Origin of the sequence: Pseudoalteromonas sp. P1-25, from assembly GCF_001401805.1 — a bacterium.
Lineage (GTDB): Bacteria > Pseudomonadota > Gammaproteobacteria > Enterobacterales > Alteromonadaceae > Pseudoalteromonas.
The window spans coordinates 272919-296989 of record NZ_LKDW01000002.1 but is presented as its reverse complement, the minus strand read 5'-3'; the positions used below and the strand labels follow the sequence as shown (position 1 = coordinate 296989).

Below are 24071 nucleotides of genomic sequence, written 5' to 3'. Positions count from 1 at the left end.
GTCAAGGGCTTTTTTGTTTTTTTACAGGTTTTTTAGTCATCTGACATCGAAAGGTTTAAAATTTCACCTGATTTGTCACTTTTTGAGCCATTTTTGCCGACTTGATTTTTTTCTGCCTCGCCATCGTGCTGACCGCCTACTTCCTTTTTGTTTAAAAAAGGGAGTTTAAAGTTAAATTTGATTGGCTTTTTCTGTACAAAAATACGAATTGCTAACCAGCCTAACAATAAAATGAGCAAATTACAGCCCGCGATTAAAATCACTAAAGTAGAAGTGGCCATTTTTTCTTCAACGGGCTCGGTTTCTAAAGGGAGGTTTTGATCAATCAGCGTAGTTGGGTCTATTTCGGGCACTGCTTCTATGGGTCTTTCTATCTCAAACTTGTACGTTGGTATTGTGGCCATAAACTCACGCCCGTTTATATTAGTACCAAAAACAGACAGTTCAACGCTGTATCTTCCCCAATCATAGTTTTTAATTGCCAGTTGTCGTGTATCACCCGCTTGCGCGTCAATCGTAAACATCTGCTCTTCGTTGTTAGGGTAATAAATTTTCCCCTGTACAATAACGGTGTCGGGTTTAACTATGTTGCTATCTATATTAATAGTTAGCAAGTGCTCATCGGTATCAAGCTCTGCTAACGCTATTTCAGATTTAAATGGCGGTTCATGCACAATAATAGGGTCTTGCACAATACGTCGTTGTAGTAAAGGAGTGGCTATGTAGAGCTCAGGCGTCCACTGCCCTGCTGGAAAGTCTAATTTAAATTCGCCAGTAAACACCCCATCTTTAGGACGCTCGTCAAAGCCGCGCCCATCGTCTTTAAATTCGGCAACTTCTTGAATGCCGGCACCAAAGTTTGCGTAGCTTTCATCGTTGGTGCTTACAAAGTCAACGTTAAGGCTTACCACATCTTTAAATAAGTTTGCATCGATAGGCTCATCATCATTTAAAATTTCGCCCGTTATTTTTATTGTCTCACCTCTAAACAACATAGGGGGTAACGGCTGTGCTTTTAAAGACACCTCCCCCAAAACCACAATGCGGCTGTCGGGCAAAATACGGCCAATAACTTGCCATGGGCCCGCCATCGGTTTTTTTATGGTGATTAAATCGTAACTAAGCTCATCAAACCAATCGAGATTGGGATCTTTAACGGCGTTGGTGGCAAAGTATTTGCTGCCATCGGGCCTAACTAAAATAACCGCAGGCGACCCTGGCTTTCTAAAAAATAGTAAGGTTATTTCGTCTAATTGGCTGTCTATACGAAAACGGTTATCTAGCAGCGGTATTTCATTTTGTTGGCCGTCGCGTTTGAGCAGCTCTACTTGCTTAACGGCAAACGCACTGGCGCTAAAAAGCGAGGCGGCGCATAGTGCAGTTATAAAATACATCGTTTTCATAGTTGGCCTTATTCAGCGCGCCATAAACAGTGGCCGCCTTCTTTGTTTACAAGATCGAGTCGTGCTTCGTGTGCGCTTTGCTCTGCGTCATTTGCGCGCAATACAACCAAAGGTGCTCGGTCACTACTTAAGCGCCTTATGCCGCCAGCTTGTTGCTCGCTGCCGTCGTCTTTATTTTGGTTTAAGTTTAGCTTGGTTTGCCCACCAGTCATGGCAAGGTAAACATCGGCTAAAATTTCAGAATCCAGTAACGCGCCGTGTAAGGTCCGTTTGGCGTTGTCTATATCATAACGACGGCACAAAGCATCGAGGTTATTCTTTTGACCAGGATGCAAGTCACGCGCCATTTTAAGGGTGTCGAGAACTTGGCAGTACTCGTGCGTATTTGGATAGCCTTGGTTAAGCAATGCAAATTCGTTATCCATGTGGCCCACATCGAACGGGGCGTTATGTATTACAAGCTCTGCGCCTTTAATGTAATCAAAAAACTCTTGCGCTATATCGCGATAAAGCGGTTTGTCACGTAAAAACTCATTGGTAATACCGTGAACATCTATTGCTTCTTCTTCAATGCTGCGCTGTGGGTTAATGTAAACATGAAAATTATTTCCGGTTAGACGTCGGTTTACTAACTCTACACACCCAATTTCTATAATGCGGTGCCCCTGTTTGGGGTCGATGCCGGTGGTTTCTGTATCTAAAACTATTTGTCTACGTGCCATATCGAATTTAGCCTGACTCTGGTATCTTTCTATAATCACTTTATTGTACATAATATCAAGGTAAAACAGTGCAAAAAACCGTAGAGATTTACACCGATGGCTCATGCTTAGGTAATCCAGGCCCGGGTGGTTATGGTATTTTTATGATTTATAACGGCCACGAAAAAAAATTAAGCCAAGGGTATAAGCTCACCACAAACAATCGCATGGAAATGCTCGCAGCCATTGTTGCCCTTGAATCACTTACCCGCCCTTGCACAGTTAACCTCACCACAGATAGCCAATATGTTAAGCAAGGCATTGAATCGTGGATTGCAAATTGGAAAAAGCGAGGCTGGCAAACATCAGCAAAAAAACCGGTTAAAAATGTCGATTTATGGAAACGCCTTGATAGCGCTTGTAGCGAGCACACGGTTACATGGAAATGGGTCAAGGGGCATAGCGGGCATAAATATAACGAAATAGTTGACGATTTAGCACGTGAAGCAGCAAGCAGTAGCAATCTACTTGATGATGAAGGCTATCAGCCTTAACCCGTTAAAGCTTACGCACTTTTTAATGTCATGAATGTTAGGTTTATCGAGCCAATAAAAAAGTGCGTCTTACTTTCTTTAACTATTATTATTTTTTTGCTCACACTGCTTAAAGTGCTGTTTTGAGGTTTGCCTAAGCCCAGCCCCTTTTACAGGTGAAAACTGCGGCCTTGCATGCCACTTAGGTTTTATAGGCGTAAGCGGAGCTACGCGTTTTCGCGCCACCAGCATGTACACACTCCCCATAGGTTTTAAATACTGTTTGGCAAAACTGCGCCAAAATGCAAACCGCGAAAGCCTGTTACCACGCGCAAGAGATGAGTAAATAAAGCGCTCATCGCTAATAATTTCAAACCCCAATAAATTAAGCCAATCTTTTACCCGCGCAGGCGTAAAAAAACGCCCCGTCCACGGCAGTTTTTGGCCGCTAAAAGGCAACATTTGCGCCAATCCACATAAGCTAAACGGATTAAATCCGGTAATAACAATGTAACCACCGGGTATTAGCGTGCGGTGCGCCTCGCGTAATATGTGATGAGGGTCTGAGTGATACTCTAAGCAGTGGCTTAAAATACATGCATCCACACTGTGCTCATAAAAGGGCAACTCGTCTATATCGGCTATCACACCTGTGTAAGGCCCCTCTTCGGCAACACATACTTGGTGCTTTATAGTGCTTACACTGGTATTAAGCTCGCCACTTAAATTCCCCAATTTAAGCATATGGTAGCCAAACATACGTGGCAGCCATTGATCCATTTTTTGTTCAATGTCAGCACGTAAATAGTCCCCATGAGGGAACTGCTGCCATGACAGCGGTTTGGGTCCTTCTTGAAAACTAAGGGCTGGTTTCATTTTTATAGCTCGTTATACTAGGTGTTATCTGTCACTTTATAGAGCAAATTAATATGGTGCAAGTTAAAGCAATTAAAGCCTTTTCTGACAATTACATTTGGTGTTTAACTACCCATAATAGCGACCTAGCATGGGTGGTTGACCCTGGCGACGCTCAGCCCGTTATAGCACATTTAGCAGAGCATAATTTACAACTTGGTGGTATTTTAATTACCCATCATCATAGCGATCATACCGGTGGCGTAGGCGAACTTGTAAAACAGTTTCCAAGTATTGCCGTGTACGGCCCTATAAACAGTCCCTTTGCGGGAGTCACCAACACTCTGGTTGATGGCGATAGCATTGAGGTATTGGGTGTGCGTTTTAATATTATTACTACCCCAGGCCATACGCTTGATCACATTTGTTATACTCATGAAGAGTTGGCCTTTACAGGCGATACGCTTTTTAGCGGTGGCTGTGGGCGATTATTTGAAGGCACGCCAGAGCAAATGTGGCACTCGTTTAATAAGCTGCGTGAGCTACCTAAAACCTGCAAAGTGTATTGCACCCATGAATACACACAAGCTAATTTAGCATTTGCAAAAGCCGTAGAGCCGCGTAACCCTGAACTACTCCAATACAGCGATAAAGTAGATGCACAGCGCGCTAACAACGAAATTACACTGCCAAGTACAATAGGCCAAGAGCTAAAAGTTAATCCGTTTATGCGCAGCGACCTACCGACAATTACAGAGTTAATTCCAAAAGAGTTTGTGTTGGTTACAAAAAACAATGAACCCTGGGAAAACTTTGCCAGTCTGAGACGATTCAAAGACAACTTTTAGTTAGGATATGTTGACCTGCTGTTATTAATTTTGCAGCATCGTGGTTAGGTATGACCTAGATAAAACCATTGGTTTAAAAATAGCGAATGGTTTTATCAATATGTTAAAGTTGGTCGTTAAGTGGCAATGTTGACTCATAACGGGTAGTATTCGCCGAGTTTTTTTACCTGATGTATTGGTATATATGAATAAATCTCCTCTATTAATTGCCTTGGCGGTTGCGCTAAGTGGTTGTCAAACATTAACAACCGTAGATTCAGACGCACAAGCTGCTACCCAAGCAAATAAGCGCTTAGAAGGCGCAAGCCCTAACGATATTAACAATGCATTGATGGTAAACGCACAATATCAACACGTTGAACAGAGCGAAGGCGCCCCCGTTTTTGATGATGTGTGGGAGCGTATTCGCTACCAACTGTCTATTGATGTACCGCAAAACCGCCCTGTTGTTACTGAGCGCAATTACTATGCACGTCATCAAGCTTATTTAGATCGCATTTCAAAACGCGCAGAACCTTACTTACACTTTATTGTTGAAGAAGTAGAAAAGCGCGAAATGCCTATCGAAATCGCGCTTTTACCTATTGTAGAGAGCGCGTTTGACCCATTTGGCTACTCTAATCGCAGTGCTTCGGGTATTTGGCAATTTATGCCAGCCACAGGCGAGCGTTTTGATTTAAAACAAAACTGGTGGTACGACGGCCGACGCGACATAGTGCAATCTACGCGTGCTGCCCTTGATTACTTATCGTATTTACACAAAACCCTTGAGGGCGATTGGTTAAACGCCATTGCGGCTTATAATTCAGGCGAAGGGCGTTTAATGCGTGCGATTAAGAAAAACCGTAAAAAGCATTTACCCACCGACTTTTGGTCTTTGGATTTACCTAGCGAGACCACCGCGTACGTACCAAAACTTTTAGCCCTTGCCGATTTATTAAAACGCGCTGATGAGTTTAATGTAAAGTGGAAGCCGGTAATCAACGCGCAAGTTGTAGAAGTGGTTGATGTAGGCTCACAGATAGACTTAGCACTGGCCGCTGATATGGCCGATATGACCCTGACTGAGCTATACAGGTTAAACCCTGGCTTTAATCGCTGGGCGACCGATCCTAACGGCCCGCACTTTTTATTGTTACCCAGCGATAAAGCTGAGCAATTTAGCCAAAAGCTGGCACAAACCGATGTGAAAGACCGTTTACGTTGGCAACAATACACTGTGGCGCGCGGTGATAGCCTATCGGTTATTGCTAAAAAGTTTACCACCAGCACCAGTGCTATTCGCTCGCTTAATAAATTAAAGTCAAACACCATACGTATTGGCCAACAGTTATTGGTCCCCTTAACCGATGGGGCAATTAATAGCGAACATTTACCTAAGCAAATGCGTTTAGCCGCTAATAAAGCCACCCGTAAAAAGCTGTCGCACACGGTTAAAAGTGGCGACACCCTGTGGGACATTAGTCGTGAATACGATGTCACCATGGATGAGCTGGCCTCGTGGAATAAACTGAAGAAAAACGCAGTGTTGCGCTTAAATCAAAAGCTCACTGTGTATAAGTCAGCGAGTAAACCACAAGCAACTGCAAGTACTAATCGCACCATTACTTACAAAGTACGCCGTGGTGACTCGCTCGCACGTATTGCGTCTAAATTTAATTTAACCGTAAACGAAATTATTAAGTGGAATAACTTAGCCGGCCAAAAGTATTTACAACCAGGCCAAAAGTTAAAGCTTAAGGTTGATGTAAGAAGTAGTTAACCAACGGTTTAATATTTAAAAAAGGAGCGCATGCGCTCCTTTTTTGTTTTGTGCATATAATACCAATCCGCAATAATACTTAATCATTTTCAGGGACTAAACGTGTCACTATCTGCGTTTAAAAAATCTCATTTACGACTGCATGGATGCAGAAGGTAGAGCAATGCAGGAGCAATTGCCGAGAACAACTAAATCGCGAATTTTTTGCCTTGCTATCAACACGTTTATCCATCCTCAAAATAGATCACTTAATTATGCGCATTGGTATAAAGCAGTTTACTAAGCTGGTAACTTTTCAAGCCATGCTTTTAACCACGGCTCTGCTACAGGCCATGGCTCAAAGTCTTCACAGGCATCTATTTCTAAACGGTTTCCTATCGGCTTAGCTTGCAAGTCACGTAGTAGCTCATCAAAGCTGCGCCCTGCACCGCAAAACGTATCGCCGTAGCATCTATCGCCCATAGCAATAACACCAAATGGCTTATCGGTTAGCATCGGAAATGTGCTGTTCATAGCAAAGTAGAGCCCCGCTAAATTGCTAGGTACATCGCCCTGCCCTGTGGTTGAGGTAACAATTAATATATGTGAGGCGTTTTTTATATCATCAAGTGAGGCCTCACTAATAACGCTCGCAGTGTGCCCCGCTTTTTCTATTGTATTTGCAACGTCGTAGCTTAAACGTTCTGCGCCGCCGTTAACGCTGCCTACAAAAATACTAATATGTGCCATTAATAATCCTTTTCTTGCTGTGGCCAACCTAGTTGCTTACATATACTAAGCATGTCTTCACCTAGTGGCGCTTTAATTACGATGGGTTTATGCGTATAAGGGTGCACAAAGCTAAGCTGCGTTGCAAATAACATTAACCGCCTAAGTGCAAAATGCTCCCTAAAAAATTGATTGTGCTGATTATCACCATGATTTACATCACCAATAATAGGTATTGATAAATGATTAAGGTGGCGCCTAATCTGATGCTTTCGCCCAGTTTTTGGAAAACACTCTACGAGCGAGTAACGTACCGTGGGGTATTTACCGATAGGGATGGGTAGCGTGGCTTGATGCAGACAATTAAATTGCGTTTGCGCCGCTTGTGGCGCTTTATTTTGCGTAACAAATTTGTCAGCTATTTTATCAAGCTCTTCTTTTAATGGTTTATCTAAAAATACCGATTCAGGTGCAAAACCACGTACAAGCGCTAAATAACGTTTTGTAATCGTGCCGTCAATAAAAAGCGTGTTCATGTCTCGGGCGGCTTCTGAGCTTAGCGCAAATAACAGCACACCTGATGTTGGTCTATCTAGCCTGTGCACCGGAAATACATGTTGCCCTAGTTGGTCGCGCAGCATCTGCATTGCAAACTGCGTTTCGTGTTTATCTAAAAAAGAGCGATGAACCAATAAGCCTGCGGGCTTATCTATGGCAACAAAGTAGTCGTCTTGGTAAAGAATATTAAGCTCGCCGTACGCTATAGGTTCTCTCTTTTCAGTCATGGGGGTTACCTAAAAAAGCATCAAGCTCACTAAGTAACGCTATAATTTCGCCGCTGCCGGTTTTACCCACTAACGCCATTTCAGCCATGGGCGCAATAGCAAAATTTTGTGGTAATGGTTGGTTAAGCGTTATTAATTGCTGCATTTTTTCAATAAATACAAACTGTAACCACTGCTCAAATGCCATAGTATCGTGACAAAACGGCACTTGAGATTGTAATCTATTTGCCTCTATTGGCGTAATTTGCCACAGCTTATGTTTTTTTAAAAGTGTGCTTAATTGGTTTAAATAAGCCTGCGTTTGTTGATACATAACCACTCTTCTTTTTACGTTATGGGGCAATTATACCCTGTTCCCTCAATGCCTGCTATGGCGTATAATTGAGGTAATTTTGCAGTAAAAACAATTGAGATAACGATGAGCGAACACATAGCGACACTTGGCCAACTTTTAGATGGCGCCGGTACACAATGGCGTGCTTTTGATATTGGCAGGCATATTACTAAGCTTGATAAAAAACAGTTTTTAGCTATCGAGCAAGCGCAAGTTCCTTATCCTTATCCGCTTGCAGGGCATGCATGGCTGGCTATTCAATTTTGGGATAGCAAAGCAAGTAAAGAACCTTATGTGTGGTTTTTAAAATTTCCACTTGATGAGCAAAGTAAATTAGTGAGCGCGAGCCGCGATCATTTCGCTAATATGGTTATTGAGGCCCTAGGCAGCGAAATTACCGGCGAGCAAGCCGATGGTAAGCTAGATAATAACCCTTATGTTTTTACCCCTAATGCAAATAAATTAGCGGCTTTTAACGCCCAACTTAAAGTATTGTTAAAGCAGCCAGCCTCTAAATATTACGAGCATACGCAGCTGTACTTTAGTGGTGATTTAGGTTTTGATGATTGGCAAAGCGTTGCGCTACAAGGTATTGCGGATTTTGCACTGCGCCTAAATCACGACAACAACTTAGCAAACTTGCAAAATGCTTGGCCGCATTTACCACTTGAAGTATTACAGCCTCTGAGCGCTATGCTTGAACATGTAGAAATACCGCCATCACTCAGTGAGCTTTTAGTGGCCTATGGCCACACAGCCATTGAAAATAACGATACTATTGCACTGACTGCCGCACTGCGCTCACTTTCAAAAGGCCAAGCGCAAGGGCTGTGTATACAACTAGTAGATGCTGCATTAAGCTCATCTCTTAGTACTGATTCAGATGTACTTTTAACAATTGCAGGGCGTTGTTTTGCTCAACTAGAAGAGCCTGAGCGCTTACATATTTTTATGGATAATTGTGCGCACCACCAGCAAATTGCCGAGCTATTTCCCAGTATATTTGCTGATTTAGTTGCAATACCCACTATACGCCCACACTTATTAGGCTTATTACGTAAAGAAAATCGCAGCGAAACGCTCGCTCGCGCAATTGGAAGGTTGTTCTCTTAATGGCTACTTTGTGGACGTTTATCGCTATTGGCGCTGTAATATACTTATTTTGGCTAAACCGAAAAGTAGCAGAAGCTGCTAACAGTCATGCTGCGCGCCAAGCTGAACAATTACAGGTTCAGTTAATGAGCGTAGCGTGCACAAAGCGCCGCTTTGGCGTTTTAAAAAATGGCAAACCGGGGATCAAAAGCGAATTTATGTTTGAGTTTTCAAGTGATGGCGAAAATGCCTATCAAGGTATTTTAATTATGGAAAATGAAATGCTAAAAAGTGTTGTTGTGCCCCCACACAAAATTTAACGCTAATCGTTAAACCAGTGGGGTTAAAGTGAAACCACTAAAATAAGTTAATACATAAAACTAAGGCGTAACAAAAGTTACGCCTCACTCTTACAGCATCCTGCTTGTTATCCTTGACCCAAAATCCGTATTATCATCCCCTGAACGAGTAAACAACCCTATTTACCCTCAACATTGCATCCTGCAAAATCCATAACCATCCTGACTAACCCGCGTAAACTAACGCTTGGCTACTTACTGTAGCATCATCCTTGGTCATCCTTTTAAGTAGCTCCTGCCACTTTAAATGCATCCTGCATTTTCCACTTGCCGCCTTGGCCATCCTGCGTAAACTAACGCTCCTGCTACTTCCTGTAGCCTCATCCGTAAATATCCTTAAGTAGTTCCAACTACTAAGCGCTTCATGCACTTCCTCGTTCGTCCTTGCGTCCTTTTTAATTTGTCCTTTATGCTTCCTGCTGGCATCTGCTATGTTGCCTATTCCGTATCCTTGGCAGTAGCTTAGTCATTAAGCTATGTCGTCTTGACACGTTAAATACTACGCGAGTTTGGGTTTCATCCTACTAGGTAAACAAAATTAATTTTTCGTAATATATATGAAAAAATATGAAACCCCATACAAAACAGAACCTTACCCTATTAAAGCTGCATTTGTGAACGACCGTAACTGATAATGCGCACGTCAATGTAAGATATATCTCACGGGCATATGTCCGTAATGGCGCTTATCGCTTACAGACTTACTTTGCATATGGTTTAAAAAGAAGCTCTCCAGATACTTTATTAAAGGCAAGTGCTTTATAGGTGCTAAATCCTTCTGATTTAAAAAACGTATTATGCTCTTGGCGTGTAACAAAAACGGCAAGCCCTTTGGCTCCTGTGTTTTTAGTTGCTAAATCATCCAAGCCTCGTAACAGGAAACGCCCAAGGCCGTGGCCTTGCACGTGCGGGTCTACCGCAATAAACGCTAAATAGTAGTAATCGCCAATCTCATTAAGCGCAGTGCGTATTGTTTGCTCTTTTTCTATTAGTTGGTTGGTTTGCAAATACCCTGCACTGAGCATTAACTTTAAGCGCCAATGCCAATAACGCTCTGGTTGTAATTGGCTGCTTGACTCAAATACACACGCGACCGCCTTTAATTTATCATCGCGGTACAAGCCTATTAATGGCAGCTTTTCTTGCCAAAAAGCACTGAGTTCTTCGCGTATCACTGAGCGTAATTTTTTCTCGTAGGCAGCCATATTATGTTGATCATAACCTAATAAATTTTGCAGTAGCGGATCATCATGATAGGCCTGATAGATTAAACTCCCTGCCGTGCTTATATCTTCAGGGGCGAGGTATTGTACGCTTAATGTGTGCTCATTAGAGGTGACTGTCATTGTGTATCCTTTTTGCTTTTCTACCCTCAACGTTGCCAGTTGTTTACCACATGTAAGATGGTTGGTAATTGTATGGCGAAAATGTTTATCTATACTACACGTTAACTATATACCTAAAGCAAAAATACCGTCAATTCAGCGAGAGTTTAACTAGCAAAGCCTATAGTCTGGCTCTAAGCTTGGTTTAATTTAATCAGATGGAGTAATAATATGGATACGACAAAACATGATATGAAAACGTTGTTTGCACAATTGGGTTTACCTAGCTCAGAGCAACAGATTGACGATTTTATTGCTTCTCACTCACTAGAAGACACAACGCTTTTACAACACGCTCCTTTTTGGGATGAAGCACAGCAGCATTTTTTAGCAGAATCGCTAGCAGAAGATGGCGCGTGGAGCGAAGTAATTGATGAACTTGATGTAAGGCTTCGCCAAGAAGGTAAGTAATCCCCCCCTCTACTTATACCAAGGCTTTATGCGCCTTGGTATTGTTGCTACTATAGCACCCGCGCAACAAACACTTGCTGCGCATATATATTAAAGAGTTACAAATCTAATGAATGCAGTTGTATTTGATGCAATTAAAGTCCTTCTTGATGAAGGCAAAACCCCTACTGTTGCCCTAACTAAAAGCCGTTTAGCACAACCTGTGCCTATGCCGGTTATTATTGCTGCAGTAAGCCAATATAAAAATAATCCTGATTCAATTCATAATTTAATGAAAAACCCTGAGCAGAGCATCGTTGAGCCTAAAACATCTCAACTCGATCGCATTGAGAAAAAACTCGATAGGTTGCTAGCCCTGTTAGAGCAAAAATAATTTGAGACTATAAATGTTCGTTGTTGATTTAACGTTTGACTGCTACCAAGACACTACCCTAGAACACGCCGAGCAAGCCATTAACCGGTTAGTTAATGCACTGCGTTTTAATGGCCAAATTATGGGGGAAGAATTCCCAACTGTATTAAAAGATGGCTATTTTATTACCCGGGTAATGTGCCCAACCGAAGACGCCATGCACCCATTAAATAATAGCCCTTTTGTAAAACACAGTATTGAGAAGCTACACAGTGCTGGTTTGCTTGCCCCTAAAATAAAAGTGATTGGCCAAGACATTCACTCAAACGGTGCCGATACCTGTAAATCGCCTTCAAGCTATATTTTATACACAACCTATGTGCATACCTGTAGCCCACTGTATTGTGGTGATGACTTTTTACCTGTGCCATTGTTTACTATCCCCGCTATTGCAAATGGGGACTATAAAACACTCATAAAATGGCAAGAAGATTGGCAAGCCTGCGATAATGCTGGATCATTACTTAGACATTGAATGTAGAAAGCTATTTTTCAGAATTTAGACCCATAGTTACTTGTAAATTTACCCTTCTATATTTACCTCAGTCAACTTTAATTTTTATCGTTATATACTTCAGTATTTTGAAAAGTATGCCGATCTGCTAGAAGCAGAAAATGCTAAGTTTAGGTAATCTTTAATAGTGCTTTTTTCCACTATTGTGTAAGAAATTTGTCACTAATAGTGAAAATAAACACTATTATGAAACCTTCTAAGTGCTCAATACTCTCACTTGGGGTTCTCTCTACAAATTATCAAGCTTATGTTATCTGCATCGTTCTACCGATTTATAACTTTTCTAAATCAGGGTTTGCAACTAGCTGTAAATTAAATAGTTTTTATATGGGTAAGATAAAAACCCTTTAATATTAAGCAGGATTCTACCTACTTAAGTAAAAGTTGCTTAACATAATTATGTTGAATCATGCTGCGGTAGTCCAACTTTCGCTTAAAACTTCAGCTTGCTTCAAACATAACTCGATTGCTTCATCTGAACGATCTGGTGGGTACTTGAAACGTCTAAGCGCCCTTCTTACCAAGTTTCTGAGTCTAGCTCGAACACTATCTCGTTTTTGCCAATCAACTGTAGTCGATTTACGAAGCTTCGTGGTTATCTCTTTGGCGAGTTCTCTAAGATTATTGTCTCCCAATTCCCTTACTGCGGCTTCGTTTTGGATTAGTGCACGATAAAACGCAATCTCATCAGCATTCATGCCTAGCTTTTCAGCTTCAGCAAGATCTTCTTCCATATCCTTAGCCATTTTTATTAGCTCTTCGATTACTTGAGCTGTTTCAATGGCACGGTTATGGTATTTCCTGAGTGTTTCTAATATGCGATCTGAGTAAGCTTTTTCAGACACAACATCATTTTTCATGCGTGCTTTAACTTCATCCTTGAGCAGTTTTTCAAGCAATTCAACTGCAAGATTTCGTTCTTTCATATTTCGAACGTCGTCTAAGAACTCATCAGAAAGTAAGCCAACATTAGGCTTATCTAAACCAGCTTGCTCAAAAACATCAACAACCCCGTCTGCAACTATCGCATTATCAATAATCTGCTTCATTGCTGAGTGTTTTTCTTCGTCAGTTCTTCGCTTGTCTGTTCCTGTATACTTACTAAGACTCGCCTTAACCGCACTATAAAACGCTACTTCCTTCTTATACTCAGATGTTTCATCCAACGTACTACACAGCGTATAGGCTTTTGTTAAAGCAGCCATCACATCAAAGAACCGCTTTTTACCGTCAAGCTTGCCACTTCCTGGGTTTGGTAAGCTCAAAATATGATTCATCGCACCAGGTAGCAATTTTAATGCGTTATCTTCAAAACTTGAATAATCAAAACCATCAAATAGTGCACGAATAACTTCTACTTTTTCTACAAGAATAGAAAATGCTTCATGATTGTCATGAGTCGGCTTTCCTCGGCCTTTGGATTCTGTATAAGTTTTAAGTGCACTTTTCAGTTCGTTAGCAATACCAATATAATCTACAACTAAACCACCTGGCTTATCTTTGAATACACGGTTAACACGGGCGATAGCCTGCATTAAGTTGTGCCCTTTCATTGGCTTATCAACGTACATGGTGTGGCAGTTTGGCGCATCAAATCCGGTTAACCACATATCGCGCACTATTACTATTTCAAGCGGATCGGTTACATCCTTATAGCGTTTCTCGAAAAGTTTCTTTGTTTCTTTATTATGAATATGAGGTTGTAATAATGCTTTATCAGACGCAGATCCTGTCATAACAACTTTAATGGCGCCTTTAGCAGGATCATCGTCATGCCACTCTGGTTTTAAAGCAACTAAAGCATTGTATATATGAACACAAATGTCTCGGCTCATACACACAATCATAGCCTTACCAGGAAAGTTAGATGTACGAGTTTCAAAATGTTGTATTAAGTCAGTAGCGACTTTTGCTATTCTCGGCTCGGCACCGACCAGCTTTTCAAGTGCAGCCCACTTTGACTTTGTGCTTTCACGAGCAGCTACATCTTCTTCATCTTCTATGACTTCATCGACTTCTTCATTTAGAAGCTCTATTTCATCTTGACGAATATCAAGCTTGGCAAGGCGTGACTCGTAGTAAATAGGCACAGTTGCCCCATCTTCAACGGCATCCTGAATATCATAAATCGATACATAGTCACCAAACACAGCGCGTGTGTCTTTGTCTTCTGCTGAAATTGGCGTACCCGTAAAACCAATAAAAGAGGCATTTGGCATAGCATCACGCATATATTTTGAATAGCCGTACACATATTTATTGCCAATTACCAAGCCATTTTCATCTTTTATATCAACAAGGCGAGCCTTATCACCGTATTGACTGCGATGAGCTTCATCACTCACTACAACAATATTGCTACGTTCACTGAGTACAGGGTGCGCTGTTTCATCTTTTAATAAGGCAAACTTCTGAACAGTTGTAAAAATAATACCGCCAGATTGCTTTGCACTTAAAATCTCACGCAGTGAGTCTCTGTCTTCAGCTTGCACTGGAGTTTGCTTTAACGTGTCTGCGGCCATACCGAAGGTATTATAGAGCTGACCATCCAAATCATTTCGGTCAGTTACAACAACTATGGTGGGGTTATTCATTTGTGGCTGCGCCATTAACTTACCCGCATAACACACCATTGAGATAGACTTGCCCGACCCTTGCGTGTGCCAAACCACCCCAGCTTTACCAGAACCTGGCGTCACTTTAGAGGCATAGTCAGCATTAGCTTCTGCAACCATTGCCAATTCGCTTGGCTGCATTGTTGCCACAACGGTAGCTTCTACCGCAGCTCTCACTGCATGAAATTGATGATAGCCCGCAATCTTTTTGATCAAAGCACCACCTGATTCTTCAAAGAGAATAAAATGGCGAATGTAATCTAAAAACAACTCAGGTTTGAAAAATCCACGTACTAATGTCTCTAATCGAAATTCTAAAATTGGTTTATCGTTTTCATTGTCAACGGTACGCCAAGGTAAAAAACGCTCTTTACTCGCTGTTAGTGAACCAACTCGTGCCTCAACGCCATCGCTGATAACTAGCGCTTCATTGAATATAAATAAATCAGAAACTTCGTTTTTATACGTTTCTAATTGATTGAATGCGTGCCAAATATCAGCACTGTTATCTGCGGGGTTTTTAAGCTCTAATACAGCAAGGGGTAACCCATTTATGAAAACAACAATATCTGGACGGCGGCTGCCTTTTGTACCTGTAATTGTAAATTGATTCACCACCAAAAATTGGTTTTTCGCAACATCACTAAAATCGATTAGGCGAACATAGTCCGCTTTATCTTCACCATTTTCTTTATATTCAACTTTAATACCCTCTAACAGGTATTGATGAAACTCTTTGTTATTCTTTATTAAAATTGGCGTTTCGGGATGAATGACTAAAGCTATTGCTTGCTCTAACGCATCGAGCGGAACGTGCGGGTTAATCATTTCAAGCTGACTTAAGAGTCTCGCTTTTAAAATAACTTGTCGAAAGTCTTCACGCTCTGGTGTAGCAGAGTCAGGTGCAATATCGTAACCATTCGCATACTGGTAGCCTGTTTCTTTAAACCAATCTATAGTGATTTGTTCTAATTGATCTTCCGTTATCATATCTTTTCCTTAAGCAAAGCTAACTCGGTTAGAAGATTTCTAAACGAGCTAAGCGAAAGTAGCTGTGTTTGTATTTCAGAAAATAGCGTGTGCACTGTATCAACTTGCTCTTGATGCGTATGCATATCCTTAAAAATAGGTAACATAGGCGTAAGAAGAAAAATAGGATGCCAGCGATTATATTTGGCCTTTGGCTCTAAAGCGGTATCAATAAACTGCCATTGGCAAAACTTCTCTTTCACCAGTTCTGACAAGTCTGATTTAAAATCTTGATAGGTATCTGAACCACTAATATAAGTCTGTCCTAACTTGTTAAAGTCGAAAACAAAACATAAGTTAAGTTCATCCTTGATAAACTCAGTTACGCCGTGATCACCACCATCGAGCAAAACACCACAAAAAATACTCGGTAACCAACACCTGCCATACTCACCAAACTCTGGGCTAAACTCCAACCCGACACGACTTTCTGTTTTTTGCCGTTTGAATAAAGGTTTAATATCAAGGTCTAACAGCGGCCATTGCAACTGTTCAGCTTGTTTAAAAACCGAATCTACTTGGCTATCAAACTTAATCGCTTCAAGGTAATGACTCATTGCAAAACGATTAATTGGCGTGCTCGGCCCTAACCCTTCAGTCTTAAGTAAGGTTAAAAAATCATTGAGTGCCCAGCTTAACTGTTCGTCGTTGTTATTTTGCTCAAGCTTGTGTAAACAATGATAAATGTCTTGCCAACATAAAGCGGCGTCGGGGTTCTGAGCGTGCTGATAAGTTTTAGCCGTAATTAAAATTAAGCGATAGTCATCACTATGTGACTCTATATAATCTCGATAACTCTTTAATTGATTACTATGTAAATGTGACCACACCTTGTGCTCAAACACCCAAGTACAACCAGGCCAATTCACCACCAAATCAGGAAACTTACCGTTAAAGTTCTCTTGGCTCGAAACAACACACTCGTCTTGAGGTAATTCACAAGGTAATTGCAGAGCCTGATTAATTCTAGTAAATATCACTTTTCTTACTTCTTCGCTGCTTCTAAGCAACCAAGCAAAGGCTTCTGTGACAAAGTTTTCTAGCGGATCTGTATTATCACGAGGTCGGTATTTACGTAGATTGACAAGTAAGCTATCCATAAAGTTAATTCCCTAAATTGCTTCTACTTCCATGCTCCGTTCTTTTGGAGAAGTTTCATTTGGTGAAAGTTCGTCTTGAGAACGAGTATGTTCTCTTTGAACAATTATACTTATTATTTGATCAATCACTGAGTCTCTAATTGAAGATGAGACTCCAAACTTTCTTAGTATTACTCTCGCTTTTGAGCGCATTTGGGACAATATTGTTTCGCGCTTATGCCAATCAACCGACTTCAACTCGATAAATGAGCTAGCTAGTTTTTCAGAGACGACCTGTATTCTTCCTGCTTCAATAGGTTTATCAGAAACAGATGTAAGAATCGATACAAAGAGATCTACCTCATTTCTATCAAGATCATAAATTATATTTGAAGGCTTTGTTTGAGAAACCTCCAATGTTTCGCTACTTTCTTTTAGTTTAGCTGCTTCAGAACCAGCTCTATCAATTTCTGCCTGCCTTTGGTCTTCTGCTATTAATAAATTACAGTGCTCTGACGCGCCAATAAGATCGGGAAATAAACTTGCGTGATGAACATTCATTCGCCTGAGATGCCTTAGGCACCCTTCTCTATCCTCATTTTTGATGTAAATTTTACATATATATTTAGCAATTATTCTAGATTGTTCATTTTCATCGGCATTTCGAAGCTCATCATCTTCAAATTTTTCATCAGAAAGAGTATCTGCTAATTTTGCCTCAATAGTTGAGTCATAAGGGGAGTAAGTAAATAGTCCAGCTTGATTTACCAAACGACCATGATCATCCTTTTTAGGTTCAATCAGGCGAATATCAGGACACAAGCTATCATCGGCTATAAAAGTTTTATTGAGCACATATATTGCTCTGTATGGATTATCTTGCTCGTCTTCAGAGTCTTCCTTAGAAAAAGCGAAGAACAACGCCACAAACGGAGAAAATGTCCAATCCAATAAAGGAGTCAGTAAACCGTGGTGTTGCCCTACAGACCAAAGTTCATCTTCTTCTCCATCCAAAACTAATTGATTATCAGACAGTCTCCCTCTTACTGCTTTTTTAAAAATATCTAACTGGTTAGTCGCTAAATCTTCATTAATTATGCCATTGCTTGCTACCCTTGCTAGAGTTGGCATAAGACTCCAATCGAAGCGCCTGTGCCCTCTGTAAACAACTTGAGTTCTAGGTCGGTTGAAAAAAGGTGATTCTAATAGCGCTGTAAAATGTTCCCAATGCTCTAGCTTGGTTGTTGGAATTCTTCCATTCACCTTATCAGCGATAATCTCAAAGCTGTTTTCTGTTCCATCCCAGAGCGGGACTTTTGAGAAATCGTATTCTTCCATTTAATTAACAATCCCTTTAAAGTTTTAAATTACCAGATAATAATTGAGGCAATATGACATCTCTTATCTGAATTAAGGTGCTATTTTCAGCCACGTTAGCTTCTTTCTGTTTAGCTAAAGTTGTAGCTAAATCTGAATAGAACTCTGCTAATTCAAAAGATGGCGTAAAAACCTGTTTAATAATAAACTCAGACCAATGCCTTCTATATTCTTGAAACTTTTGCAGATCTTTTATAGCTTGAAAGACCCAGATGGTTGGAAAATCACAACCTTTCAATGGGATAACATTTGACGAAATATCGAATGGCTCACATGACAAATGAGTCACGCATGTATGGTCTCCAAAAATAAAAATTGGAGACTCTGGGGTAGCTTTAAAACCAGCTTCTCCATTTTGGTAACCTAAAAGTATTCCCGCACCTTGCTCATAAACAGGAACATTTCCATGTGGTTCGACTTGTTTTTTGGTGAACCTTTGTTTGGGCTTTAGTCGCGTGACAATTTCTTCTACTTTTTTAAGTTCCCAACCCTCTGGTATTTGACCTAACTCACTTTCAACAAGTTGGTTAGGGAATAGGTCTGCTAGGGTATGGAGTTTTTCGGTTGGGATAATATCGCCAGCACCTGCAATGGCGACAATGGCAGCTTGCGTTTCCACTTCTGCTACTTCCTGTGGAGATGGGGCTTTGCCTGATTGTTCTTGATACTCAGCAATTATAGCTTCGCGAGCTGCAATTTTGGCTTTAACAGGTTCAAAATCAGCAAACCAGCTTTTGAAAATCGCTTGTGCAATGTTCTCTAGGCTTTGGTTTATGTGGCAGTTGGTTTCAATTTTATCGTCAATATTTCCAAAACACTTAATTATCTCTTGTTGTTCTTCTATTGGAGGAACGGGAACATTTAACCTGGCTAAATCAGATCCAGTGATTCCTGATACAGCAACTTGCCTCAAAATTGTTCCCAGTAACCATTTACCAAATGGAGAATTAAACAGGTAATAATAAAATTCTGGTACTGCTACTTGGGAGTTTAATCTCGCTCGAATAATTGAAGATTCAAATGTTGTAGGCTCATCAATTGCAAGAATTATCGAGCACTTTCCTGCTCCTTCTGCTGTTAGCGAGCGTCTAGCGAAAATGAGATCGCCTTGCTTAAGAGTCGCCTTGATAAGCTCTTTTTCAGTCAATTCTACTCTTTTCATATCCACGCCTTCCTTTAGCCGTGGATACTTAAAAAGTTCACCCATATTAACTATTTTCGCTCCAGAGCCGTGAAACTCTTTCTTTTTATAAATTCCATTTCTTAACGGCTCGCTCAATAACGATTCAAATGTCTGCCATTTCCAATGTTTAGGGGTGTTAAAGCTCATAACCCAACCCCTTTAGATTATCCTTGAGATGCTGTTCAAGCTCTGCACTTTGCTCAAATTGAGTTTTAAGTTTAGATGTTAATCGCGCCATTTTGTCAGAAAACGGTTCACCGTCATCATCGATTTCTGCTGCTCCTACGTAACGGCCTGGTGTAAGTATAAAATCATGTTTTTCGATATCAGTCAGTTCTACAGATTTACAGTAACCAGCCTCATCTTCATAGTTTTCACCTGTTTGCCAGTTATGGAAAGCATCTGTGACTTGTTTGATGTCTTCAAGTTTAAAGTCGCGCAGTACACGGTCTTTCATATAACCTAAATTGCGAGCGTCGATAAACAACACTTCACCTTTGCGTTTACGAAGCTTACGACCATAGTCGGTGGTGCGCTCGCCTTTATTCTTGGCTAAAAACCAAATACAAGCTGGGATTTGCGTATTGGTGAATAGCTGGCCTGGTAACGCCACCATACATTCGACTAAATCGTTTTCAATAAGGGCTTTACGGATAGCGCCTTCGTTATTTGTGTTCGAGGACATCGAACCATTAGCAAGTAACAAGCCTAATGAGCCATTCGGTGCCAAGTGATACAACATATGTTGCAGCCATGCAAAGTTGGCATTACCACTTGGTGGTGTCCCATATTGCCAGCGCGGATCATTATCGCTTACCCCTGCATCCCACTCTTTCATATTAAAAGGCGGATTAGCCATGATGTAATCAGCGCGCAGGTCTGGGTGCTGGTTATGGGTATAAGTGCTGGCAGGCTCTTTACCAAAGTCAAAGTCAATACCACGAATGACCATGTTCATCGCGGCTAACTGCCAAGTAGTGTGGTTGTATTCTTGACCGTATATAGATACGTCACCAATTTTACCACCATGCTCGGTGATGAACTTCTCTGATTGCACAAAGAAACCACCACTACCCATAGCAGGATCGTAAACACGCCCTTTAAACGGCTCTAGCATTTCAACAATCAAGCTTACAATCGATTTAGGCGTGTAATATTGACCGCCTTTTTTACCCTCGGCTAACGCGAATTGACCTAAAAAGTATTCGTATACATGTCCCAGAATATCTTTTGAGTTCATGGTGGAATGGTTGAATGGCACAGTCGCTATTAGGTCGATAAGCTCTGCAAGTTTGCTTTGGTCAATTTTTAGTGTGGTGTATTGTTTGTTTAGCACACCTTTTAGTTTGCTATTGTCTTTTTCAATCGCTTCAAGGGCGTTATCAATCAGCTGACCAACACTACGCAGTTTTTTACCCGTTTCGGTTTCAAGCTCACCGCCGATCACAACCTTATTGTTGTCTTGTAAATATGACCAACGCGCTTCTTTAGGCACCCAGAACACGTTTTTCTCAGTGTAGAAGTCACGGACTTCAAGCTCTGCGTTTAATTCTTCAATATACTCTGGGTCTTCAGTACCAGCATCAAAGTCAGTCGGGTCAATGAAGTATTCATTATCCACATCGGCAAATTGCTTTTTTAATTCTTCACGGCGAATGTCAAACGCATCAGACACATATTTAAGGAAAACTAAACCCAATACAGTATGTTTGTATTGTGCGGCATCGAGTGTAGAACGAAGCTTATCAGCTGCCGTCCAAAGCTTTTTCTCTAATTCGTTTAAGAAGTTTTGTGCTTCATTTTTCATAACAAACCCTATTTACCAGTGCTGGTGAGCACAAAGTATTAATGCGTGTGTTGGCAGGATAGAAAGATAATGGCTAAAAAAATGATAATTTACATGCCGTTATAAAGCGATAAATTACAATTTTTTTTAGCAAATAGAGCATGGTTTAAGATAAAAGACGCCCTGCTCCCTGCCGACTGACTTTTGTATACATTGATTGTGCCTCAAGTTATTCAATTTTCATATGATTTTCATCAATTATGCGATTAGTTGCATGAAAAGTAGCAAACAACTCTTAAAGCAGTTTCAAACTTTGATTAACACGTAATGTTCTTTTGATGTTTAGTTACTGAATTACGTATACAGCTTAATAAAAGACTAATTAGAGTGTTCTTGAAATAACGCGTTTGCTGAAATTGAAAGATGATTTCGTGGGCGAGTTAAAGGAAACTAAGGGTCTAAATAAATAGCCTTTCCAACCCAAAAGCTAATTTAGTAAAAATATTTTTCTTCAAATTATGTAAGCAATGAGTCTAGAGGTGTTTTGACCAGTTAGCACTCACAACACATATAATAGTCACTAAGATATTAAATAAAATTAGGTACTTACTCTTCAACATCCGAGAACATAACATAATGAGTGAATTGTAATATGACTTTTTTTTAAGCTTTTTCATTGTTAGCTTCTGCTGAAGTTTTCCTCTTCAGAGTCGTGAATACAATGAATTTTTAAAATATCAAACTAAATCTGAATAACCATTTTAATGTTATAACTTTCAGTGTGTTAAAAGACTTCATTAAGAACTTTTTAAAATGCCTAAAACATTTTAAAAATGTGTTCTACTCATTCAAAATTGATAAATAGTAAAAAGCAGCTATAAATTACACTAACAAGATTGTTACCCTCACCAAAGAAAAAACCTAAGAGACTGATAAAAAAGAAATTATTGACAACAAACCCATTATCCTCTATCTATTTTTTTAGCCAAAAAAATTAGGTTAAGAAAAATGGATAAACTAATTAAAGAAATATTTCATCGACACATTATCTCTACAGATATGTCTCTCAAAGAAGCATCAGCGCGTCTAACAATGGCGATTATTTTCGAGACAGGGCATAACTGCCAGAACTTGGGTAGCGTGCAAATCAAACGCATGAGATATGATAACGAAATTATTCAAGTGCTAGTTTATAAGTCAAAATTTAGTTCTACTACCAATCAGTTTTTCATTCCTATTTCCCGCAAGCTCTATCAAGCCATCAAGTTGTTTCAAACGCATTTTGACATGCTAGACGTCAAAAATTGTAAAGATGATACAAATCGCTCACGCCAAAATACTACAAGACAACATTTCGAGTCTAAGCATGAATATTTGCGAACACACCTGGGTCACTGCATGGGGCACTCTAATGCATCACACACAAGGTTATATATCAAAAAGTGAAGCTTGATGGGCAAAATTCATAAAGAGGAATTGAGACATGTCTAGAAAAAAACGACTTATATCACCAAGCTATGCAAACGGTGACTATTGTTACGTTTGGCTCACTACTGAGATAAATCCGAAAATCGAATTCATCCAGGGTAGCCAGCACATTGACTTTCAAACAATAGAGCAAACAACAGGTGAAATATTTGAGTGTAAAATTAAGCAACGACAAAAACCCTATTTGATCCGCGCCCCTTACCTATGCTGCCCAAAAGGTAATTTAGTATTCCCTGTTCTTTTGTATATACGTTCTTTAGTCGCTCTACACAAAGATGAAAGCACTCTAATGACACATATCCAAGCTTTATTAATGTTTTACAGATGGTTACACAAGTGTCGAAAAACAATTTACGATTGCAATGCAGAAATAGAAAAAGGAGTTGTTTATCAGTTCAGAGATTTTCTACTAAAAAATGTTAAAAAAGAGAGCTACAACCCTGAACTGAAGGTCAATGAAACCCAAGGTCGCTTTAGTGCAAGTACATGCGCTACCTACCTACTTAAGATAATTAAGTTTTATGTTAAGTTGGATCATCAAAGAGTTTTACGACTTTCTGAGTCATTTAAACCTTTCGAATTTAATATAAAAACTATAGAAGGAAAATCAAGAAGTCGTGGAAATATACTCGCTAACCTTAATTCAAAGGATAGAAGCATTGTTGTTGAAACTACAGGGCTAACAGCGCCTTTTGGTAAAGTTCAATCTCCGTCTTCTTCTCACTCTCTCAAACCCATGCTTGAAGAAGATAAACAGGTTTTTTACGAATATATTCAAACAGCTAGAGGCAGCTATTTTAACGAAGAAAATATTAAAAACTTAATGCTTGAACTTGCAACCGAGACAGGCTTGAGACTTGAAGAGTTTGTGACTTTTCCGGCTTCTGAAGTAGTCAAGAATCACAAGCACAGCGACAACTATAAAGTGACAATTAGTGAAAACTTGAACGGCTGCCTAACTAAATTTAATAAAGAGCGCACCATCGTTATCAGTGAAGATTTGATGTGTAAATTGCGTGCGTATCTATTCTCAGTAGAGCGTGCTGGTGCTATTAAAAAAGCACAGTTCAGACACAATTGTTTATTTGTAAAACTACAAGATGGCCTACCCTACTCCACTAACACACTTCAAAAGCATTTCGAAACGGTCAGAAATAATATACGTATAGAAAACATAGACTGGTACTACACAGCCCATGATATGCGAGCAACCTTTGCGACAAACTGGCTATTTGAGCAACACAGCAAAAGAGGAACTTTATTCGAAATATTAATTGATGAGCTGGCTGAAATTATGGGTCATGAAAGCACGACTGACACTCAAAAGTATGTGGACTATATGCAAGATGAGCAGAATTGGAAAGACTTCTCAGCCAGCAAAAACTCCTTTATAAGAAATGTGCAGAGGTGAG

21 protein-coding genes and 1 pseudogene are annotated in these 24071 nt (G+C 40.3%); 10 read left to right on the top strand and 12 right to left on the bottom strand.

Features of this window, described 5'->3' with window-relative positions; genetic code table 11:
- Nucleotides 1-32: 32 nt before the first annotated feature.
- Complete coding sequence (locus AN393_RS02910; RefSeq protein ID WP_055017258.1) at nucleotides 33-1403, bottom strand: TIGR03503 family protein; 1371 nt, start codon at nucleotides 1401-1403, stop codon at nucleotides 33-35.
- A gap of 8 nt (nucleotides 1404-1411) precedes the next feature.
- The gene (gene dnaQ, locus AN393_RS02905; RefSeq protein ID WP_055013898.1) at nucleotides 1412-2125 is read right to left on the bottom strand and encodes a DNA polymerase III subunit epsilon; all 714 of its coding nucleotides are present in this window, start codon (nucleotides 2123-2125) and stop codon (nucleotides 1412-1414) included.
- Nucleotides 2126-2193: 68 nt separating this feature from the next.
- Between dnaQ and rnhA the strand changes: the two genes are divergently transcribed.
- The gene (gene rnhA / locus AN393_RS02900) at nucleotides 2194-2658 is read left to right on the top strand and encodes a ribonuclease HI (protein ID WP_055013899.1); all 465 of its coding nucleotides are present in this window, start codon (nucleotides 2194-2196) and stop codon (nucleotides 2656-2658) included.
- Nucleotides 2659-2736: 78 nt separating this feature from the next.
- Here rnhA and AN393_RS02895 read toward each other — a convergent pair whose 3' ends face one another.
- Nucleotides 2737-3513 (bottom strand): class I SAM-dependent methyltransferase, encoded by a 777-nt coding sequence (locus AN393_RS02895; protein ID WP_004585979.1) that lies wholly within the window; start codon nucleotides 3511-3513, stop codon nucleotides 2737-2739.
- Between the two features lie 53 nt (nucleotides 3514-3566).
- On the opposite strand from AN393_RS02895, the gene gloB reads away from it, so the two are divergent.
- Together gloB and AN393_RS02885 are read left to right on the top strand one after the other, a co-directional pair.
- Nucleotides 3567-4340, top strand: a complete 774-nt coding sequence (gene gloB / locus AN393_RS02890; protein WP_055017257.1) for a hydroxyacylglutathione hydrolase — start codon at nucleotides 3567-3569, stop codon at nucleotides 4338-4340.
- A 184-nt stretch (nucleotides 4341-4524) separates the two neighbouring features.
- On the top strand, nucleotides 4525-6102 hold the full coding sequence (locus tag AN393_RS02885) for a LysM peptidoglycan-binding domain-containing protein (protein WP_055013901.1): 1578 nt from the start codon (nucleotides 4525-4527) through the stop codon (nucleotides 6100-6102).
- 279 nt (nucleotides 6103-6381) lie between these two features.
- Here the strand turns inward: AN393_RS02885 and AN393_RS02880 are convergent, their stop codons facing one another.
- Genes AN393_RS02880 through AN393_RS02870 form a run of 3 tightly spaced genes read right to left on the bottom strand, consistent with a single transcriptional unit; the run spans nucleotide 6382 to nucleotide 7908 of the window.
- Nucleotides 6382-6831 (bottom strand): flavodoxin, encoded by a 450-nt coding sequence (locus AN393_RS02880; protein WP_055013902.1) that lies wholly within the window; start codon nucleotides 6829-6831, stop codon nucleotides 6382-6384.
- Entirely contained in the window at nucleotides 6831-7595 is a 765-nt protein-coding gene (gene truC / locus AN393_RS02875) for a tRNA pseudouridine(65) synthase TruC (RefSeq protein ID WP_055013903.1), read from the bottom strand. The genes AN393_RS02880 and truC overlap by 1 nt, the downstream gene beginning before the upstream one ends.
- Nucleotides 7588-7908 carry a YqcC family protein gene (locus AN393_RS02870; protein ID WP_055013904.1) on the bottom strand — a complete coding sequence of 107 codons (321 nt, stop codon included), beginning with the start codon at nucleotides 7906-7908 and terminating at the stop codon, nucleotides 7588-7590. The genes truC and AN393_RS02870 overlap by 8 nt, the downstream gene beginning before the upstream one ends.
- Before the next feature lie 105 nt (nucleotides 7909-8013).
- Here AN393_RS02870 and AN393_RS02865 point away from each other — a divergent pair, with 105 nt between their 5' ends.
- Both AN393_RS02865 and AN393_RS02860 read left to right on the top strand, forming a co-directional pair.
- Complete coding sequence (locus AN393_RS02865) at nucleotides 8014-9042, top strand: DUF3549 family protein (protein ID WP_055013905.1); 1029 nt, start codon at nucleotides 8014-8016, stop codon at nucleotides 9040-9042.
- On the top strand, nucleotides 9042-9341 hold the full coding sequence (locus AN393_RS02860) for a DUF3301 domain-containing protein (protein WP_055013906.1): 300 nt from the start codon (nucleotides 9042-9044) through the stop codon (nucleotides 9339-9341). Before AN393_RS02865 ends, AN393_RS02860 begins: the two co-directional genes overlap by 1 nt.
- Before the next feature lie 740 nt (nucleotides 9342-10081).
- Here the strand turns inward: AN393_RS02860 and AN393_RS02850 are convergent.
- Entirely contained in the window at nucleotides 10082-10726 is a 645-nt protein-coding gene (locus AN393_RS02850; protein WP_055013908.1) for an N-acetyltransferase, read from the bottom strand.
- Between the two features lie 210 nt (nucleotides 10727-10936).
- Here AN393_RS02850 and AN393_RS02845 point away from each other — a divergent pair, with 210 nt between their 5' ends.
- The 3 genes and pseudogenes from AN393_RS02845 to AN393_RS02835 all read left to right on the top strand — a co-directional run.
- Entirely contained in the window at nucleotides 10937-11176 is a 240-nt protein-coding gene (locus AN393_RS02845) for a DUF2789 domain-containing protein (RefSeq protein WP_055013909.1), read from the top strand.
- A gap of 109 nt (nucleotides 11177-11285) precedes the next feature.
- Entirely contained in the window at nucleotides 11286-11549 is a 264-nt protein-coding gene (locus AN393_RS02840) for a hypothetical protein (protein ID WP_004585969.1), read from the top strand.
- Nucleotides 11550-11562: 13 nt separating this feature from the next.
- Nucleotides 11563-12036: pseudogene (locus AN393_RS02835) on the top strand (DUF2310 family Zn-ribbon-containing protein); the annotation flags it as partial.
- A 473-nt stretch (nucleotides 12037-12509) separates the two neighbouring features.
- On the opposite strand, the gene AN393_RS02830 reads toward AN393_RS02835, so the two are convergent.
- From AN393_RS02830 to AN393_RS02810, 5 genes are read right to left on the bottom strand one after another with little or no spacing between them, the layout of a single operon-like run.
- Nucleotides 12510-15707, bottom strand: coding sequence for a type I restriction endonuclease subunit R (locus tag AN393_RS02830; protein ID WP_055017256.1), 3198 nt, complete (start codon nucleotides 15705-15707; stop codon nucleotides 12510-12512).
- Nucleotides 15704-16846, bottom strand: a complete 1143-nt coding sequence (locus tag AN393_RS02825) for a PD-(D/E)XK nuclease family protein (RefSeq protein WP_055017255.1) — start codon at nucleotides 16844-16846, stop codon at nucleotides 15704-15706. Before AN393_RS02825 ends, AN393_RS02830 begins: the two co-directional genes overlap by 4 nt.
- A 12-nt stretch (nucleotides 16847-16858) precedes the next feature.
- Nucleotides 16859-18163: an FRG domain-containing protein gene (locus AN393_RS02820; RefSeq protein ID WP_082422660.1), complete on the bottom strand. Its 1305-nt coding sequence runs from the start codon at nucleotides 18161-18163 to the stop codon at nucleotides 16859-16861.
- Nucleotides 18164-18179: 16 nt separating this feature from the next.
- On the bottom strand, nucleotides 18180-19532 hold the full coding sequence (locus tag AN393_RS02815; RefSeq protein ID WP_055017254.1) for a restriction endonuclease subunit S: 1353 nt from the start codon (nucleotides 19530-19532) through the stop codon (nucleotides 18180-18182).
- Complete coding sequence (locus AN393_RS02810) at nucleotides 19522-21192, bottom strand: type I restriction-modification system subunit M (RefSeq protein WP_055017253.1); 1671 nt, start codon at nucleotides 21190-21192, stop codon at nucleotides 19522-19524. The genes AN393_RS02815 and AN393_RS02810 overlap by 11 nt, the downstream gene beginning before the upstream one ends.
- A 987-nt stretch (nucleotides 21193-22179) precedes the next feature.
- On the opposite strand from AN393_RS02810, the gene AN393_RS02805 reads away from it, so the two are divergent.
- Nucleotides 22180-22617: a hypothetical protein gene (locus AN393_RS02805; protein WP_055017252.1), complete on the top strand. Its 438-nt coding sequence runs from the start codon at nucleotides 22180-22182 to the stop codon at nucleotides 22615-22617.
- 37 nt (nucleotides 22618-22654) lie between these two features.
- A complete protein-coding gene (locus AN393_RS02800; RefSeq protein ID WP_055017251.1) occupies nucleotides 22655-24070 on the top strand; it encodes a site-specific integrase in 1416 nt (471 codons plus the stop codon).
- Nucleotide 24071 lies beyond the last annotated feature (1 nt).